This is a genomic window from Subtercola frigoramans (assembly GCF_016907385.1).
Lineage (GTDB): Bacteria > Actinomycetota > Actinomycetes > Actinomycetales > Microbacteriaceae > Subtercola > Subtercola frigoramans.
Genome location: NZ_JAFBBU010000001.1, coordinates 3,444,949 through 3,462,402 on the forward strand (window position 1 = coordinate 3,444,949; position 17,454 = coordinate 3,462,402).

Below are 17,454 nucleotides of genomic sequence, written 5' to 3' on the forward strand. Positions count from 1 at the left end.
CGTGCGGGGTTGCCGTCACACAGCTCGACCACGCGAAGTCAGCGAGTCGACTCGCTGCATCGAAGCGACGCGGAACGCCGCCCTGCGCCCGCGATCAGGGGCGTTTCGCGTCACTTCGAGGGATGTCGTGCAGACACGGACCATGCCGTCGGGAAAGCTCCCGAGGTCTGAGCGAAGGAATCAGAACTCGGGAGCCAGACCCGGCGAGAAGGAGGTCAGACCTTCAGTGCGACGTCGGCCGCATCTTCGGCGTTCAGGGCGGCCGCGTTCGGCGGGGCGACCTCTGGGCTGATCTCATCGGCGCCGTCTGCAGCAGCGAGAGCCGCTTCGACCCGTTCACCCAGGGTCTGGTCGACGTTCTTCCAGTACTGGATGGCGCGGGCCTTGATGTCGGGAACGGTCACCTGGCCGACGTGGCCGGCGATGTTGTTCACCAGACGCTCGCGTGCGGCGTCGTCGAGCACCTCGCGGACGAGGGTTCCGGCCTGGCCGAAGTCGTCATCCTCCGCGTGGAGTGTCGCCGCGGTGCGCTGGAGCTCACCGTCGTTCTGCCAGCCGGCGGAGTCGCCAGCGGCATCCGGAGACGCCGCAGGGCCGCCGACGGAGTTCGGCGCGTAAACGGGAACGGCCGGCGCGTTGTAGGCATAGCGGGCCGCACCGTCTTTGCTGTACGAGTGGACCTCGGCCGCGTGCGGGGCGTTGACCGGCAGCTGGGCGTGGTTCGTTCCGACACGGTAGCGGTGAGCATCCGCGTAGCTGAAGATGCGGGCGAGCAGCATCTTGTCGGGGCTCGCCGCGATGCCGGGAACGAAGTTCGAGGGGGCGAAGGTGGCCTGCTCGATTTCGGCGAAGTAGTTCTGCGGGTTGCGGTTCAGCGTGAGCTGGCCGACTTCGTGCAGGGGGTAGTCTGCGTGCGACCAGACCTTCGTGAGGTCGAAGGGGTTGAAGCGATACGTCGCGGCATCGGCGTAGGGCATGATCTGCACCGAGAGGGTCCAGCTTGGGAACTCTTCGCGGTCGATTGCCTCGCCGAGGTCACGGATGTGGAAGTCGGCGTCTTCACCGGCGATCTGGTTCGCCTGCTCCTGGCTCAGGATCTCGATGCCCTGGTTGGTCTTGAAGTGGTACTTCACCCAGAAACGTTCGCCTGCAGCGTTGATCCACTGGTAGGTGTGCGAGCCGAAGCCGTCCATGTGGCGCCAGGACGAGGGCAGGCCGCGGTCGCCCATCAGCCAGGTGACCTGATGCGCGCTCTCGGGGCTCAACGACCAGAAGTCCCACTGCATGTCGTTGTTCCGCAGGTGCGTTCCTGGGAGGCGCTTCTGCGAGTGGATGAAGTCGGGGAACTTGATGCCGTCGCGAATGAAGAAGACGGGCGTGTTGTTGCCGACGAGGTCGTAGTTGCCCTCTGTGGTGTAGAACTTCAGCGCGAAACCGCGCGGGTCTCGCCACGTGTCGGGGCTGCCCTGCTCGCCGGCGACGGTCGAGAAGCGGGCGAGCGCCTCGGTGGTGATGCCGGGCTGGAAGAGAGCGGCACGGGTGTAGGCCGAAACGTCGTGCGTGACCTCGAGAACGCCGAACGCGCCGCCGCCCTTCGCGTGCACGATGCGCTCCGGCACCTTCTCGCGATTGAACTGGGCGAGCTTCTCGAGCAGGTAGTGGTCGTGCAGGGGGATGACGCCGTCTGCACCGACGCTCTGCGAGTGCTCGTCGCTCGCGACGGGGGCGCCCGAATTCGTCGTGGTGTAGTTCGCTCCGCTGTTCGCGGCTGCGGTCGTCGTATCAGTCATGATGCACCTCATTGGTTTCGTATGCGGTTTCGGTTGGTTCGTGGTGGGTCGGCGTGAGGTGTCGGGCATGGATGATCGGCACACGTCGATTCAGGGCGAAACGGCGGTCACAGCATCCGTCGCCGCATTCGCCCGCTGGCACGCTGGGCAGAGACCCCAGAACGTGACGTCGGCTGAGGCGACGGCGAAACCGCCTGCATCGGCCGGGGTGAGGCAGGGGGCGTGGCCGACGACGCAGTCGATGTCCTGAACCGCACCGCACGCGCTGCAGATGGCGTGGTGATGGTTGTCGCCGATGCGGCGTTCGTAGAGCGCAGGAGAGCCTGCGGGCTCGATGCGGCGGAGGAGCCCGGCGCCGGTGAGAGCGGCAAGCACGACGTAGACCGACTGCAGCGTGATCTCGGGGTGCGTCTCACGGATGAGCCGGTGAACTGCCTCTGTATCGGCGTGGGGCACACGCTCGAGCACCTCGAGGGCGGCCAGGCGCTGGGTCGTGACACGCAGACCTGCGGCGCGGATGCTGTCTTCGAGTGCCGTGGTCACGCATCCAGTCAAGCACTTATTACGAGCAATTCATAATAAGGAACACTCACGTCACGCACCCTTGCGCGTAGAATGTGACCATTCGCCCCGTCTGAGTTCTGGAGTCCCTGGTGCCCACAATCGTCGTTGAAGTAATGCCCAAGGCCGAGTTGCTCGACCCCCAGGGCAAGGCTGTGGCTGGCGCACTGGCCCGCCAGGGTCGCTCGCAGATCACCGGCGTGCGCGTCGGCAAGCGCTTCGAGATCGAGGTCACCGGCCCGGCCGATGACGCGATCCTGGCCGAGGTCGCCACCCTGGCCGACGAGATTCTGGCCAACCTCGTGATCGAAGACGTGATCAGCGTGCACTTCGCCGGCGCGGACGGGTTCGGCTTTGATGCCGAGCACGATTTCGAGACGGGCAATGTGACCACCGACACCTCGTTCGACGAGGCATCGACCCCCGAAGGCCGAGCCGAGATCAGCGAAGGACTCGCGTGATGGCCGGAGCCCACGCGGGGCCCGTCGTCGACGGCGAGCTCATCGGCGCGCCTGGCGCAGAATCGGGCGTACGCGTCGGGGTCGTCACCTTTCCAGGGTCGCTCGACGATCGGGATGCTGCCCGCGCGGTGCGCATGGTCGGGGCCGAGGCCGTGCCGCTGTGGCATGGCAGCCACGACCTCGAAGGCGTTGATGCGATCATCCTGCCCGGTGGCTTCAGCTACGGCGACTACCTGAGGGCCGGCGCGATCGCCAGCCTTTCGCCGATCATGTCGGAGATCATCGACGCAGCCCGGCGAGGAACACCTGTGCTCGGAATCTGCAACGGCTTCCAGATGCTCACTGAGGCGCACCTGCTGCCCGGCGGGCTCATTCGCAACGACCACGGCACCTTCATCTGCCGCGACCAGCGCCTGCGCGTCGAGAATACGTCGACGGCGTGGACCAACCAGTTCGCCGCGGGTGCCGAGATCACCATCCCTCTGAAGAACGGCGAAGGCGGTTACATCGCCTCGGCCGACTCGATCGATGAGATCGAGGGCGAGGGCCTGGTCGCATTCCGGTACCTCGACGTCAACCCGAACGGGTCGATGAACGACATCGCGGGCATCACCAACGTGCGTGGCAATGTGGTCGGCCTCATGCCGCACCCAGAGCACGCGGTCGAGGAGGGGTTCGGCCCTGACACCGCCGACGCCATGCGCAGCGGCACCGACGGCCTGCTGCTCTTCGCGAGCGCCCTCACAAGCCTGCTCTCCCGCGCCTGACCCCGTCCCGCTCCCTCCACCCCCCTCTCATCTTCGGGTGCGGGCAAAAAAACACCCAAAATCCGAGTTTTGCGTGCTTTTTCGCCCGCAGGATGATCGGGGCGGCCTGACGGCAGAGGGGCTGTGGATAACTCCGCGGCGCAGGCAATCGACTCAGCGATAGTTGGGCATGCCCAAACGTGTCCCATTGCCGCCCGAGTATTCGCGCCGGTACTTTTCGGTGACGGATGCCCGGCAGTCGGGCGTCGGAAGGCAGAGGCTGAACGGCCCCGATCTGGCTCGGCCGTTTCACGGGGTGCGCGCGGTCGAGACGATCGCCGATGCCGAAGCCGATGCCGAAGAGAAGTGCCGTTCATACAGCCCGCGCCTGCGCCCGTGTTCGCGCATACCGGGGGGGGCGGGGCGGCGAAGGCTGCTCGACGCACTGCAACTCATCCGCTTGGGGTGCGCCTCGCCGATGGAGACTCGCCTGAGGCTGCTCATCGTGCGCGCCGGCTTGCCCGAACCGCAACTGAACGTCGACATCCTCGACGGCAGGGGCGACTTCGTTGCCTGCGGCGACCTGTATTTCCCCGAGCAACGCGTCCTCGTCGAATACGACGGCGACCAGCACCGCACCGACACCAAGATGTACGAGAGAGACCAGACGCGCCTCGCGAACCTCCGGGCGATCGGCGTCGAGTGCATCCGCGTGCGGCAGTCTGGCTACGTCACCCACCCCGAGCGCACGGTCGCCGAAATCACGCACGCGCTCAAGGTCTGATGTTGCGGGCAGAAATACACCGAAAATTCGAGTTTTGGGTGTTTTTTTGCCCGCAGGATGCCCGAACGTCAGGGCGCGAGCGTGGCGGGCGCATCGGCGTGCACACAGCCCGGCGGTTCGGAGTTGCCGCTGACGATGAAGTCCTCGCACGTCATGAAGCTCGACTCGTTCGCCCCGAGCGCGAACGATCCCGCGGCGATGAGCAGAACGGTGAACAGCACAAGCATCTTGCCCCGCGTCGGCACCGTCTCGCCCAAATCGGGCCAGACCACGCGCGCGAGTACCCACATGGTGAAAGGGATGCCCAGCAGGATCACGCCGATGCCCAGCAGGGCCACCAGCGCGAGCGCGAGATTGCCTCCGTCTGCCGGCACGGCGATATTGATCACCAACCAGAGCGAGGGCAGGAGAAGCGTGAACAGCCGCCAGCCGATGCGCTTGCGAGCCCCCGGCACCAGAACCACCACGATGAAGGCTGCGGTGGTGGCGGCCCACACCGTGAGCAGGTTGTCGAAGAAGATCTCGCCCCACGCCCCCAGCGTGAACGCCGGCCACCAGACGGCGAGACTCACACCCACGACGATCACGCCCAGCTGCTGGTAAGGCAACGGCACCCGCGGCGACCTACCCGGAGTCTTGCCCCGTGCGTCCGCCCCACCACGCGGTTGCTCGCCAGCTGACTCGCTCACGCCGCTCACGCTACCACCGCGACGAATGGATGCCCGGCCATCGTCGACGCCCGGCCCCCCTGGATGCCCCGCCCACTCGAAACCCGGGCCCCTCGCTCGCCAGCCCCGACCCGGCCCACTCGTCCACCCGCGCCAGGTGCGCGGAGACGTCCCCAAACGGCCAACCTTGGGGACGCTTGCGCGCACACGCGGGTGTGGTGCGCCCGGCCCGCTCGTTCCACCCGCGCCGGGTGCGCGGAGACGTCCCCAAACGGCCACCCTTGGGGACGCTTGCGCGCACGCGCGCGTGTGGTGCACCCGGCCCGATGGTTCCGATGCCGCGCGGCGCGAGGAGGAGCCCCGGTAGAATTGGTGCCGCCCGTACTGCCGCCCCTGAAGGAGCACACCCGCGTGTCTGACAGCCCCGTGACCGACGCCCGCACGAACGACGATCGCCGTGCGGGGGGCTCAGCCGGGCATCCACCGGTCGACAGCGTGAGTGTGGCCGTCGCCACCCCCGACAAGGTGCAGCCGTACGCCGCACTCGGCCTCAAGAAAGACGAGTACGAGCAGATCAAGCAGATCCTCGGTCGGCGCCCCACGAGCGGCGAGCTGGCGATGTACTCGGTCATGTGGAGCGAGCACTGCTCGTACAAGTCGAGCAAGATCTACCTGAAGCAGTTCGGGTCGAAGACGACCGAGAAGATGCGCACGAACCTGATGGTGGGCATCGGCGAGAACGCCGGAGTGGTCGATGTGGGCGAGGGCTGGGCCGTCACGTTCAAGGTCGAATCGCACAACCACCCGAGCTACATCGAGCCGTTCCAGGGTGCCGCAACGGGCGTCGGCGGCATCGTGCGCGACATCATCTCGATGGGCGCACGGCCCGTGGCCGTGATGGACCAGCTGCGCTTCGGCGACATCGACAACGAAGACACCGCCCGCGTGGTGCACGGGGTCGTCGGCGGCATCAGCTTCTATGCGAACTGCCTGGGGCTGCCGAACATCGGCGGCGAGACGTACTTCGACAGCGTCTACCAGGGCAACCCGCTCGTGAACGCGCTGGCCGTGGGCGTACTGCGGCACGAAGACATCCACCTCGCGAATGCGTCAGGTGCGGGCAACAAGGTCGTGCTGTTCGGCGCGCGAACCGGCGGTGACGGCATCGGCGGAGCGTCCATCCTCGCGAGCGACACCTTCGACGCGAAGGGCCCGACCAAGCGGCCGGCGGTGCAGGTCGGCGACCCGTTCGCCGAGAAGGTGCTCATCGAGTGCTGCCTGGAGTTGTTCAGGGAGAAGCTGGTGGAGGGCATCCAGGACCTCGGCGCAGCCGGCATCTCGTGCGCGACCAGCGAACTCGCCAGCAACGGCGACGGCGGCATGTACATCGAACTCGACAAGGTGCTGCTGCGCGACCCTTCGCTCAACGCCGAAGAGATCCTGATGAGCGAGAGCCAGGAGCGCATGATGGCTGTCGTCCGGCCAGAGAAGCTCGACGCCTTCCTGTCAGTCGTCGCGAAATGGGATGTCGAGACCAGCGTTCTGGGCGAGGTCACCGACACCGGCCGCCTCATCATCGACTGGCGCGGCGAGCAGATCGTCAACGTCGAGCCGCGAACCGTCGCGGTCGACGGCCCTGTCTACGACCGACCTGTCGCCTACCCCACCTGGATCGACAAGCTGCAGGCCGACACGGCAGCAGTACTGCCGAGGGCGACGGATGCTGAGACCCTCCGAGCCCAGACGCTGACGCTGCTCGGCAGCGCCAACCTCGCGTCGAAGAGCTGGATCACCGACCAGTACGACCGCTACGTGATGGGCAACACGGCGCTGTCGTTCCCCGACGATGGCGGCATGATCCGTGTCGACGAGGAGTCCGGACTCGGGTTCGCGATCGCGACTGACGCCAACGGCCGGTACTGCCAGCTCGATCCGTACCACGGCGCGCAGCTCGCCCTCGCAGAGGCCTACCGCAACGTTGCCGTCACCGGCGCCGTGCCGGCGGCGGTGACCGACTGCCTCAATTTCGGCAGCCCGGAGAACCCCGAGGTCATGTGGCAGTTCTCGCAGGCCGTCGCCGGCCTCAGCGACGGGTGCCTCGCGCTCGAGATTCCCGTGACGGGCGGCAATGTCTCGTTCTACAACCAGACCGGCGGTGCGCCCATCCACCCGACACCGGTCGTCGGTGTGCTCGGTGTGATCGACGACGTCGCCCGGCGTGTGCCGAGCGGTTGGCAGGATGAGGGCAACAACATCTACCTGCTCGGTGTCACGAAGACCGAGCTCGACGGCTCAGCGTGGGCCGGCAGCATCCATGAACACCTCGGCGGTCGCCCGCCCGTCGTCGACCTGGCGAAAGAAGCGAACCTGGCAGGCCTGCTCCACGCCGGTGCCATGCAGAGCCTGCTCGCGTCGGCCCACGACCTCAGCGACGGCGGCCTCGTGCAGGCGCTGGCAGAAGCTGTGCTTCGTTTCGGGGTCGGTGCCCGTGTCTGGCTCGAGGAGCTCATGCTGCGCGACGCCGTCGACATCACCACGGCGCTCTTCAGCGAGTCGACGGGCCGGGTGATTGTGTCGGTTCCCCGTGAAGACGACGTCAAGTTCATGGGACTCTGCGACGGCCGCGGCTACCCTGTGCTGCGCATCGGCGTCACTGACAAGCTCGATGCGGCCCTCGACGTTCAGGGGTATTTCTCGGTCGGCATCGATGAGCTGCGCGAGACGCACCGCGGCACCCTGCCGGCGCGGTTCGCGTCGTCGTTGGCTGTGTCCTAAAGCCCTTCGCTAGCGCTGGCGCTGGCGTCGCGGAGAAGGCGCGGTCCGCAATCGTGTGGTCCCGAAAGGGCATAGCCCTTTCGGCGCTGGCGTCGCGGCGAGCATCCACTGGATGCTCGCTTATAGCTCCAGCGCGCGGATCGACTCGTGGTGGTGGATGACCTCCGCAACGATGAAGTTGAGGAACTTCTCGGCGAACTCGGGGTCGAGGTGCGCTTCTTCAGCGAGTCCGCGCAATCGCTTGATCTGGCGCGCCTCGCGTTCGAGATCGGCTGGCGGCAAGCCGTGCGCCGCCTTCAGCCTGCCCACGTCCTGAGTGAACTTGAACCGCTCGGCCAGCAGGTGGATCAGCGCCGCGTCGACGTTGTCGATGCTCTCCCGGATGCTCTGCAGCCGTTCGAGCGCATCGACAGTGCCCGCAGTCGTTTCGTCGTGTGGCGCGTGGCCGTGCTCATCCATAGTCAAAACTGTATTGCGTTTCGGCACCCAGCGGTTGCGCGCCAGGAGGTGGCGGCAGTGCTCCACCGGCGTGTGGAGTGGACGTCAGCGATGCCCGGCCTCTCAACCCAGGCGTGCATTGGGGCCAGCCCAGAGTCTGATGCGCTTCTGGGTGAGCAGGATGCCCAGCAGCACCAGAGCCGCCCCGATCGGTTCGTTCACGGTGAACGTCTCACTCAGAACCAGAATGCCGAGGATCACACCGACAACGGGCGTGATGTACGTGACGGTCGACGCCGAGGTCGGGCCCCAGGCGCGGAGCACATTGATGTTCCAGACGTAGACCAGGCCGGTGCCGAGCGCACCGAGAGCCACCAGCGACAGCACGATCGGTACCGAGAGGATCACCGGCGACAGAGCCACAACGGGCGTGAGGGCAAGCAGCACCAGCGCGCCCATTCCCACCTGCATGAACGCGAACGGTACCCCCGCTATCGACCGGCCACTCAGGAATCGCCGGGTGTAGCTCAGCGAGAATCCGTAACAGAGCGCGGCTCCGAGGCAGGCGAGCTGCCCGACGAGGTCGCCCGAGAGCGTGGCGTACCCCCACGGCCCGATGATCACCACAGTGCCGATGATTCCGATGATCACTCCCAGAACCTGACCCCGGTTCAAGCGTTCGACCCGGAAGGCGAGGGTTGCCATCAGCGCCGTGGTGATCGGTGTCACGGCGTTGTAGATACTCGCAAGGCTCGACGACACGTACTGCTCGGCCCAGGCGAAGAGCAGGAACGGGATGGCCGACCCCACCGTGCCGATCACGAAGAAATGCAGCCACACGACGGGCTCGCGGGGCAACCGGTATCGGCCGATGAGCACGATGAGCCCCAGTGTCACCGCGCCGAAGACCAGGCGCGCCCAGGCGACCTGCCCGAAACCCACCCCGGTGAGGGCGACCTTCATGAAGAGAAAGCTGCCACCCCACACCAGGCCCATTGCGATGAACTGAACCAGTACTGAGGCCCCGCGCCGGGGTTTCCCTGCTGCGAGTTGCGGAGATGGGCCAGGCGCGGGTGGAGCAGTTTCAGTCACTCCAAGACACTACCCGCCACCGCTACTCGACGATGGTGATCACCACGTCGATGTTGCCCCGCGTGGCGTTGGAGTACGGGCAGACGTCGTGTGCAGCATCCGCCACCGCCTTCGCCTCTTCTGGCGTCGCGCCGGGAATGTAGACGTCGAGCTCGACGGCCAGCCCGAAGCCGCCGTTGCCGTCACTACCGATGCTCACGCTCGCCGAGACGCCGGAGTCGGTCGTGTCGACGCCGAGGCGCTTGCCGACCACGTGCAGGGCGCTCAGGAAGCAAGCAGCGTAGCCCGCAGCGAAGAGCTGTTCGGGGTTCGTGCCCTCCCCGCTGCCACCCATCTCGACCGGCGGGCGGGTGTCGAAATCGAGACGGTCGTCTTCGCTTCGAACGTGGCCGTCGCGGCCTCCGCCTGAAGCGTGGGCAATTGCTGTGTAGAGGGCTTCCATGAATTCAGCCAATCACAGATTTTCGAGCGCGGGAGCCACCAATCGGCGGTGTCCAGTGCTGCCCGTTTGTGCCACGATGGTTGCCATGGTCAATGTCGCGAGGTTCCATCAGTCTGCGGCCGCGTTCGTCGACCTCGTCTCGCGTATCGACGACTCGCAATGGGAACTGCCCGGCCTCGGGTCGTGGTCGGTGCGCTCACTCGTCGGGCACACGACCAGGGCCATCCTCACTGTCGAGACGTATCTCGGGCACGATGATCCGGGCCGCATCGGCCTCGCCACGGCCGAGGAGTACTTCAGCGTGATCTACACAGACTTCACCGAGCCCGCAGCGGTCGAAGCACGGGGCGTCGAGGCGGGGCTGTGGCTGGGCGAGCATCCGGTGCAGAAGATCTCGGATGCCCTGGCCAGGGCAGAATCGAGCATCGCCGAGGCGCCGACCGGCCGGGTCGTGGCCATCGCAGGCCACGGAATCACGCTCAGTGAATACCTTCGCACGCGGGTCTTCGAACTCGTCGTGCACTCGATCGACATCGGACGGGCGGTGGGGCAGCCACACGGGCAGCCGCTCAGCTGTGTGGTCGAGGCGGCCTCCCTGGCCGCACGCATCGGCGCCCGGGCCGGCTCCGGCGACGAGATCCTGCTCGCGCTTACGGGCCGAGCACCGCTCCCGCCGGGCTTCTCGGTGTTGTGAGTCCAGGGTCACTGAGAGGCCTGGTTGACTGTGGATTCTGGGAATGAACACCTGTCGCGCGTCGCCGAAGTGGTCGAACTCCGTTTTCTCACCGGCGACGGCGCAGAGGTCTTCGGGCAATCCGGCGGGGCGCTCCGAGAGGGGACCCGGGGAGTCGGCGTCGGTTCACTCACCGCCGTCGCGCTGGCCGATGCGACGGCGTTCCGCTTGCGTATCAGCATCGCCGTACCGATCACGGTGCGGGTCGGCCTGCGTGCGCTGGGGGGTGAGTTCTCGCTGAGTGAGCCATCCGATACACCTCGTGACGAAGCTCTCGGCGACCCCCGCGCCCACGGCCGCGCCGAGGCGGCACCAACCGGAAGACCGCACCAGGTGGCCGTGGTCGCTCGCTGGCCAGCTGACACCAGCCGCGGCTTCGTTCGTGTTGCCGTGTCGGGAGTGAACCCAGCGACCGTCTCTCTTGCGAGAGAAGCGGAGGCTGAGTTCACTCTCGGTGCGGGTGAGTATTTTGCTGAGCTCAGGGCAACGAACTCCGAATCAGAGGCCGAGCGCAGCATTCACCTGAACCGGCGAACCCACTTTCTAGCCAGCGCTACACCTCGTGCTGCGCACGGCGACGGCGGATGATCAGCACCGCGCCCACCGACAGGAGCGCGCCTCCCACCAGCAGAACCGGCACCACGACGGCTCCGGTGGAGGCCAGGTTGATGCCCGTGAAGCCACCGGTCGAGCCGGGACCTGAGCCGGAACCGGATGCTGCGGCGGTGCTCGGAGAGCTGCTTGGCGACGCACTGGGCGAAGCACTCGGAGTACTCGTCGGGGTGGCAGCATTCGGGTCGACCGTGAAGGTGACCTGGGCGGAGACGCCGCTCTGGCTCCCGGTGACGGTGACCGTGTGCGTACCGACTTCGTCTGGCGCGGTGATCGCGAAGCGTGCCGAGCTGTCAATCACATCGGTCTCGTCGAGTGCGACAGGCTCCGAAGCAACCGTTCCGCTGACCTGGCGGTCACCGGCGAATCCTGAAGCTGACACTGTCAGAGCCGCGCCCGGTTTCACTGTCGAGTTCGACACGGCGACAGTTGCCCCCTCGCTCAGGCTCGCGGTGTCGAGGTTCAGCTCGAGCGCGCGAGACATGGTGAAGAAGTTGTCGGTCTGGTCGGTGAGCCCGACGACGTTCGCTGCCCCGGGGCCGTAGGCCGCGATACGGAGCTGTGAGCCGGTGTGCTGTTGCGAGCCTCCGAGGCCTGCGGTGCCGTACGACACCTTCATCGTGGTGCCGTCGTGCGTCAGCAGCGCCGTGCTGAGTGACGTGGGCGGAGTGGTGTCCACGATCTGGCTGCTGTGCGCGTGGTCCGCAGTCACGATGACGAGGGTGTTGCCGTCTGCCTTCGCGAAGGCTAGGGCAGACTGCACAGCCTCATCGAGGTCGATGGTTTCACCGATCTGGCCGCAGGCGTTGGCAGCGTGATCCTGCTTGTCGATGCTCGCGCCTTCGACCTGAAGGAAGAATCCCGACTCGTTGTCCTTGTTCAGAAGCGAGATTCCCTTGTCTGTCAACGACTTCAACGAGAGATCGGAGGGAAGCCGCTCGGGGTTGGCAGTGCACGTCGCGGGGGCGAGATCTGCGCCACCCACCGTCGCTGCAGTGGCCGCATACCGCGTCGGAAAGTTTCCCTCGCTGAACAGGCCGAGCACGGGCTCGGTCTGGTTCGCAGTGGAGATCGCGGCGAGCTCTGGCCCCGTCGCAGCAAGCTGATAGCCGCGATCGCTCGCCTGCTCGAACAGCGTCGAGCCGTCGAACTGCCCCGCGTTCGCTGTCTCAGCGAAGCTCCGTGAGCCCCCACCGAGAGTCAGGTCAGCGCGAGTGTCGATGATCTGTTCGGCGATCGAGCCGAGGCCACCCTCAGCGATGGCATCCGTGCCACACTTCGCAAGGTCATCGGGGCCGAAGCAACTGCGGGCAGCGACGTGAGCCGCCTGCACAGCGGGAGTCGCATCTTCGATCTCGGCTGTGCTGATGTTGCCCGTCTTCAGACCGTTCGCCTTGGCGATCTCGATCAGAGTGTCATGAGGCGCTCCATCGATGTCGACAGAGATGGCGTTGTCGTACGTCTTCGTGCCGCCCACACGTGACACCTGAACGGGGGGTAAACGGCTGTCGACGGGCGAGAGGCTACGCGACGACTTTCACGCGGGTGCGCTGATGGAGATAGCCCGATCGCCCTCGCGAAACCCTATTTCGCCAGGGAGTTGCGCGCCTCTTGGTCGACGTAGAGGTGCCGAACGGTGAGCGCTACGAACACCATCGCGAAGAGCGCGAAATAAGCGAAGACGTAGTAGCCGAACAACCCGGCCTGCTCGAACGCCTGGTCTGCCGAGGCAAGGCGCAGCACCGTCACGAAGAGGCTTGCTGCGGTGAGGGCCGGCAACAGCCCGCGCAGCAGCACGATTTCGATCTCCTTCAGCACCGTGACGGCCACGGAGGAGAATTCGAATCGTGGCCCGCGATAACTGGCCACAGTGCGATAGCGTCGCAACTCGAGAAGCTCCCGGGCGAAGAGGAGCAACGAGAGGGCCACAAGCGACCACAGTGCCACGAAGACCCCATCACCGAAGTACTCGGTGACCTCACGATGGGCGAAGGTGGCAGCGAGGGCGATCGGCATGGTCGCGATGAGCAGCAGGCAGAGCGTGGCTGACACTGCGCCCACGAGACTGCGGGCCCGGTACTCGCGCAGCACGTCGTCGGTGAGATGAGTTGTTCCCCGGTGGCCGAAGGTCGGCGGTCGTTTGGCCACTATGGAGTGTCCCCTCGATGTCTGCGTGCTCCAGTGGGTCGGGCGACTTTCGAACGCCTCACACTAGTAGACGAGTTCGGCCGGGGCGAAGCGCGAGGCCGCGTCACCGACGAGCGACTCATCACGAGGGTTCAGCGACAACACCTCGCGGCCGTCTTTCAGTGCGGTCATCGATACCCAGAACAGGCTCGGGCTCATGGTCGACATGAAGTAGTAGTCGCCGTTCGTCAGGTCTGCGCCGGCCTCCCACCACGTGGGGTAGACCCCGCCGTCCTGGTACGGCGCACCGGGCGGCACGGCCACGTTCTGAATCAGGTGGAACACTCCGGCGACCGCCTGGCTCACCGTCTGTGGCTCGGGCAGGTAGTGCAGGAAGTAGCTCGCACGCACGAAGCGGTCGGGCGAGGAGATGTCGCCGGGCGGAGGCAACTCGCCCCCGAATGGCGCGTACCTGGCGCGGTTGGCGAGCTGGGCATCCATCGTCGGTGAGTTCGACATCACGGTGTACTCGGCACCATGGTGCACCACGAGCCTGCCGTCGATCGGCTCGATGATGGCCGAATCGCCCGAAGCGTCTTCGAGAGCGATGTGCACGCCCATCTCCTGCCCGCGGATGAGCTTCGACGAGATGCGCACCTCGTCGACCGCAGCGATGGCCTCGGCAACCGTGGCGAAGGTGTCGAGCAGGTACTGCACCCAGAGCGTGTTGGCCACGGATGCTCGGCCGTCGACCGCGGCGAACATCGTGGGCTCGGGGTCGAGGTACAGCGCGTGCGCGCCGAGACCACGCTCGTTGATGCCGTCGACGGTGCCCTGTCGCCACATGCTCACCACGACACTGGAGTAGGTGGAGACCCAGCTGTGCGTGCTACCGGTGCCGCCGCCGTCGCGGGGGGTGCCGCGCGGAATGAACCAGAGGTCGGGCTCGTCGCTGACGGCCCAGTCCATGCAGCGGCTGACCGTCTTTGCGACGTCGTTCGTGTTCCAGAAGATTCGAGTGCACATGGTGGCAACGCTAGCGCGTTACTCCAGCCCGTCGGTATCGGCGTGCTGTCGCCTGATGAACGCGGCCATTCCAGGAACGGTGAAAGCGATACGACCCCGCTCTGGTGAATAGACCACACCCTTTTCGAGCAAGCTCTGGCGAGCTGTACTGAGCGCCGAAGTGGGAACCCGCAGTCTCTCAGCGATGACCGCTGTGCGGGAACCGCTCTCTTCATCTGCCGACATTGCGCGAAGATAGTTTCGCTCGGTCGGGGTCGCCCTGTCCCACCTCGCCGGGAAGAAGCCCATGTCGAGAGCCGCATTTCCTTCAGCAATGGCCGATCGCGCATCACTCAGGTGGATGATCTTCTCGTCAGCGATGTCCCATGCCGCCTGCCCATACGTCTGCAAGAAATACGGGTATCCGCCCGATGCATCTAATATCTCGGACATGGCATCGACGTCGTATTCGACCCCCAGACGCCCAGCTGGAATGAGCAAGGCCTCTCGAGAGGCAGAGAAATCCAGTGCACCGATCTGCCTGTAGGTGAAGAGTCGTTCAGCGTATGAACGAGAAGCGCTCAGCACAGAGGGCAACGATGGTAGACCAGCCCCAAAGATGTAGAACGGCCAACCCTTCTGGCCAGCTTTGTGTTGGGCTGTCAGAAGAGCAGAGAGCAGTTCATCGTCGATGTCCTGCATCTCGTCGATGAAGAGGCCGAATGCGCTGGAAGCCTTCTGAAGTGCAGGCGCCAGGTCTTCGATGACTTCCTCGAAGTCGATCTCGATCTTCCCGGAATCCGCACGCCCCTTGGTCTGGTCGAACCCGAAGTCGACCGACGCGACCCCAAGCGAGAGACTGAAGGACTTGACCGTGCCGAGTGCAGATTTCAGCTCTTCGGTGAAGTGCTTACTCCGCTGAAGTCGGCGCACGGCAAGGAGAAGTGCTCGCCCGAGCTTGTGGCGAGCAACCTCACGCCCACTGTCGGTCGCACTTCCTTCGATCTCCACCGTGAACCAATCCGCATTCTCCGCCTGAAGAAGGAACCGATTCAGAAGCACGGTCTTACCGACGCCACGGAGACCGTGAAGGACGATGCCCCGGCTGGCGCGTCGTCCGCGCGATCGTGCAACCACGAGATCGAAGGCGTCGATTTCAGCTTGTCTGCCAACGAGATCAGGTGGGTTCAGCCCAGATCCGGGTGAGTACGGATTGATCTCAGGACGCATATAGAAAATTATATGCAAATATACCGATTTCCATATAATCAAGTATAAGAACACATAGATCGGCCTTCGACCCTCATGCGCGCGGACTCAGCAGGTGGGTGTGCCCTGGATGTTGCGGGTCAGCCCTCGAGCAGGTCGTGGCGTACGACGATCGCGTCGCGGCCGGGGCCGACGCCGATCGCCGAGATGCGCGAGCCGCTGATCGCCTCGACGGCGAGCACGTAGGCCTGGGCGTTCGCCGGCAGGTCGTCGAAGGTGCGGCAGCCCGTGATGTCCTCAGTCCAGCCGGGAAATTCCTCGTAGATCGGAACGGCGTGGTGGAAGTCGCTCTGCGACACCGGTACCTCATCGACTCGTACGCCGTCGACGTCGTACGCCACGCACACCGGGATCGTCGCAAGGCCCGTCAGCACGTCGAGCTTGGTGAGCACGAAGTCGGTCACGCCGTTGATGCGGGCGGAATAGCGCGCGATGGGCGCGTCATACCAGCCGCAGCGGCGGGGGCGACCCGTGGTCGTGCCGAACTCGAAGCCGTTGGCCCGCAGGAACTCGCCCGACTCGTCGAAGAGTTCGGTCGGGAACGGCCCTGAACCGACGCGCGTCGTGTACGCCTTCACGATGCCGATGACCCGGTCGATGCGGTTCGGTGCAACACCAGAACCAGTGGATGCTCCACCCGACGTTGCGTTCGACGAGGTCACGAACGGGTACGTGCCGTGGTCGACATCGAGCATCGTGGCCTGGCCACCCTCGAACAACACCGTCTTGCCCGCGTCGAGCGCCTGGTTCAGGACGAGCGAGGTGTCGGCCACCATCGGGCGCAGGCGCTCGGCGTACGACAGCAGGTCATTGACGATCTCGTCGATCACAATCGCCCGGCGGTTGTAGACCTTCACCAGGAGGTGGTTCTTCTGTTCGAGCGCGCCTTCGACCTTCTGTCGGAGGATGTTCTCGTCGAAGATGTCCTGGATGCGGATGCCGAGGCGGTTGATCTTGTCGGCGTAGGCCGGGCCGATGCCGCGGCCGGTCGTACCGATCTGCCGTTTGCCCAGGAACCGCTCAGTGACCTTGTCGAGCGTGCGGTGGTAGGCCGTGATGACGTGTGCGTTGGCGCTGATCAGCAGTCGCGACACGTCGACACCGCGGGAGCTGAGCGCCTCGAGCTCGTGGAAGAGCACTTCGATGTCGACGACGACACCGTTCGAGATCACCGGCGTGACGTTCGGCGTCAGGATGCCGGAGGGCAGCAGGTGCAGCGCGTACTTCTGGTCGCCGATCACCACCGTGTGCCCGGCGTTGTTGCCGCCGTTGAACTTCACGACGTAGTCGACCCGGCTGCCGAGCAGGTCGGTCGCCTTGCCTTTACCTTCGTCGCCCCACTGGGCACCGATCAAGACGATTGCGGGCATACTCAGAGTCCTTCTGTACTGGTTTCAGGCGTACTGGCTGTGCTGGATTCAGGCGCGTCTACTTCAGGCGACGCCGATTCGGCCGCGGCGGCGCGCTGCGAGGCGTGGAACTGAGCCGTTTCGATGGCCTCGATCGCTGTGGGGTCGGAGTTCGTCAGAAAGTCTGTGAGGCGCGTCACCTCGTCGATTTCGTCGATCGCCTCTGCCGCCCGGCGAAGCGCGTACAACGAACGCAGCACACCCCGGTTCGGTTCATGCGACCACGGAATCGGCCCCTGCCCGCGCCAGCCACCCTTGCGAAGAGCATCGAGGCCCCGGTGATAACCCACCCGCGCAAAGGCGTACGACGGAATGACCTGCCCCTCATCGAACGCGCGCTCCGCCAGAAGCGCCCAGAGCAACGACGACGTCGGGAAACGCCTCACGTGCGCTTCGAGCTCCTCCCGGCTGGGAAGCATCTTGTCAGGATCGACCGAAAGCGCTTCGGCCACTCCGTCTTCGGGGTTCAACAGGGTCGGGGGCACGCCAAGAAGATTTTCGCCGGTCACACTCAATCCTATCGTGGGCCCTGCGCCCGATGG

General features: G+C 65.5%; 16 protein-coding genes and 2 pseudogenes. 6 read left to right on the top strand and 12 right to left on the bottom strand.

Going from position 1 to position 17,454, the window contains the following annotated elements; genetic code table 11:
• Positions 1–215 precede the first annotated feature (215 nt).
• Together JOE66_RS15860 and JOE66_RS15865 are read right to left on the bottom strand one after the other, a co-directional pair.
• Positions 216–1,790: a catalase gene (locus JOE66_RS15860; protein ID WP_205111079.1), complete on the bottom strand. Its 1,575-nt coding sequence runs from the start codon at positions 1,788–1,790 to the stop codon at positions 216–218.
• A gap of 90 nt (positions 1,791–1,880) precedes the next feature.
• Positions 1,881–2,333: a Fur family transcriptional regulator gene (locus JOE66_RS15865; RefSeq protein WP_205111081.1), complete on the bottom strand. Its 453-nt coding sequence runs from the start codon at positions 2,331–2,333 to the stop codon at positions 1,881–1,883.
• Between the two features lie 110 nt (positions 2,334–2,443).
• Here JOE66_RS15865 and purS point away from each other — a divergent pair.
• From purS to JOE66_RS15880, 3 genes and pseudogenes are all read left to right on the top strand, one after another.
• Positions 2,444–2,677: pseudogene (gene purS, locus JOE66_RS17390) on the top strand (phosphoribosylformylglycinamidine synthase subunit PurS); the annotation flags it as partial.
• A gap of 134 nt (positions 2,678–2,811) precedes the next feature.
• Positions 2,812–3,579: a phosphoribosylformylglycinamidine synthase subunit PurQ gene (gene purQ, locus JOE66_RS15875; protein ID WP_205111085.1), complete on the top strand. Its 768-nt coding sequence runs from the start codon at positions 2,812–2,814 to the stop codon at positions 3,577–3,579.
• A 169-nt stretch (positions 3,580–3,748) separates the two neighbouring features.
• The gene (locus JOE66_RS15880) at positions 3,749–4,342 is read left to right on the top strand and encodes a DUF559 domain-containing protein (RefSeq protein WP_205111087.1); all 594 of its coding nucleotides are present in this window, start codon (positions 3,749–3,751) and stop codon (positions 4,340–4,342) included.
• 68 nt (positions 4,343–4,410) lie between these two features.
• Here JOE66_RS15880 and JOE66_RS15885 read toward each other — a convergent pair whose 3' ends face one another.
• Positions 4,411–5,031 (bottom strand): hypothetical protein, encoded by a 621-nt coding sequence (locus JOE66_RS15885; RefSeq protein WP_307827241.1) that lies wholly within the window; start codon positions 5,029–5,031, stop codon positions 4,411–4,413.
• Positions 5,032–5,505: 474 nt separating this feature from the next.
• Here JOE66_RS15885 and purL point away from each other — a divergent pair, with 474 nt between their 5' ends.
• The gene (gene purL / locus JOE66_RS15890) at positions 5,506–7,785 is read left to right on the top strand and encodes a phosphoribosylformylglycinamidine synthase subunit PurL (RefSeq protein ID WP_307827304.1); all 2,280 of its coding nucleotides are present in this window, start codon (positions 5,506–5,508) and stop codon (positions 7,783–7,785) included.
• Positions 7,786–7,905: 120 nt separating this feature from the next.
• Here the strand turns inward: purL and JOE66_RS15895 are convergent, their stop codons facing one another.
• From JOE66_RS15895 to JOE66_RS15905, 3 genes are all read right to left on the bottom strand, one after another.
• Positions 7,906–8,244: a chorismate mutase gene (locus JOE66_RS15895; RefSeq protein WP_205111089.1), complete on the bottom strand. Its 339-nt coding sequence runs from the start codon at positions 8,242–8,244 to the stop codon at positions 7,906–7,908.
• A gap of 102 nt (positions 8,245–8,346) precedes the next feature.
• Entirely contained in the window at positions 8,347–9,315 is a 969-nt protein-coding gene (locus JOE66_RS15900; protein ID WP_307827242.1) for a DMT family transporter, read from the bottom strand.
• A gap of 22 nt (positions 9,316–9,337) precedes the next feature.
• Positions 9,338–9,757 (bottom strand): organic hydroperoxide resistance protein, encoded by a 420-nt coding sequence (locus JOE66_RS15905; RefSeq protein WP_205112123.1) that lies wholly within the window; start codon positions 9,755–9,757, stop codon positions 9,338–9,340.
• Between the two features lie 85 nt (positions 9,758–9,842).
• On the opposite strand from JOE66_RS15905, the gene JOE66_RS15910 reads away from it, so the two are divergent.
• Together JOE66_RS15910 and JOE66_RS15915 are read left to right on the top strand one after the other, a co-directional pair.
• Positions 9,843–10,451, top strand: coding sequence for a maleylpyruvate isomerase N-terminal domain-containing protein (locus tag JOE66_RS15910; protein WP_205111091.1), 609 nt, complete (start codon positions 9,843–9,845; stop codon positions 10,449–10,451).
• A gap of 30 nt (positions 10,452–10,481) precedes the next feature.
• Complete coding sequence (locus JOE66_RS15915; protein ID WP_205111094.1) at positions 10,482–11,078, top strand: hypothetical protein; 597 nt, start codon at positions 10,482–10,484, stop codon at positions 11,076–11,078.
• Here the strand turns inward: JOE66_RS15915 and JOE66_RS15920 are convergent.
• From JOE66_RS15920 to JOE66_RS15945, 6 genes and pseudogenes are all read right to left on the bottom strand, one after another.
• Positions 11,044–12,579: an alkaline phosphatase gene (locus tag JOE66_RS15920; RefSeq protein WP_307827243.1), complete on the bottom strand. Its 1,536-nt coding sequence runs from the start codon at positions 12,577–12,579 to the stop codon at positions 11,044–11,046. The two genes, JOE66_RS15915 and JOE66_RS15920, sit on opposite strands and share 35 nt — an antisense overlap.
• 107 nt (positions 12,580–12,686) lie before the next feature.
• The gene (locus JOE66_RS15925) at positions 12,687–13,250 is read right to left on the bottom strand and encodes a hypothetical protein (protein WP_205111098.1); all 564 of its coding nucleotides are present in this window, start codon (positions 13,248–13,250) and stop codon (positions 12,687–12,689) included.
• 63 nt (positions 13,251–13,313) lie between these two features.
• The gene (locus JOE66_RS15930; protein WP_205111100.1) at positions 13,314–14,255 is read right to left on the bottom strand and encodes a linear amide C-N hydrolase; all 942 of its coding nucleotides are present in this window, start codon (positions 14,253–14,255) and stop codon (positions 13,314–13,316) included.
• A gap of 18 nt (positions 14,256–14,273) precedes the next feature.
• Entirely contained in the window at positions 14,274–15,464 is a 1,191-nt protein-coding gene (locus tag JOE66_RS15935; protein WP_205111102.1) for a DUF8462 domain-containing protein, read from the bottom strand.
• 119 nt (positions 15,465–15,583) lie between these two features.
• Entirely contained in the window at positions 15,584–16,873 is a 1,290-nt protein-coding gene (locus JOE66_RS15940; RefSeq protein ID WP_205111104.1) for an adenylosuccinate synthase, read from the bottom strand.
• A gap of 119 nt (positions 16,874–16,992) precedes the next feature.
• Positions 16,993–17,421 (bottom strand): annotated as a pseudogene (locus tag JOE66_RS15945) (DUF3151 domain-containing protein); the annotation flags it as partial.
• Between the last annotated feature and the right edge of the window lie 33 nt (positions 17,422–17,454).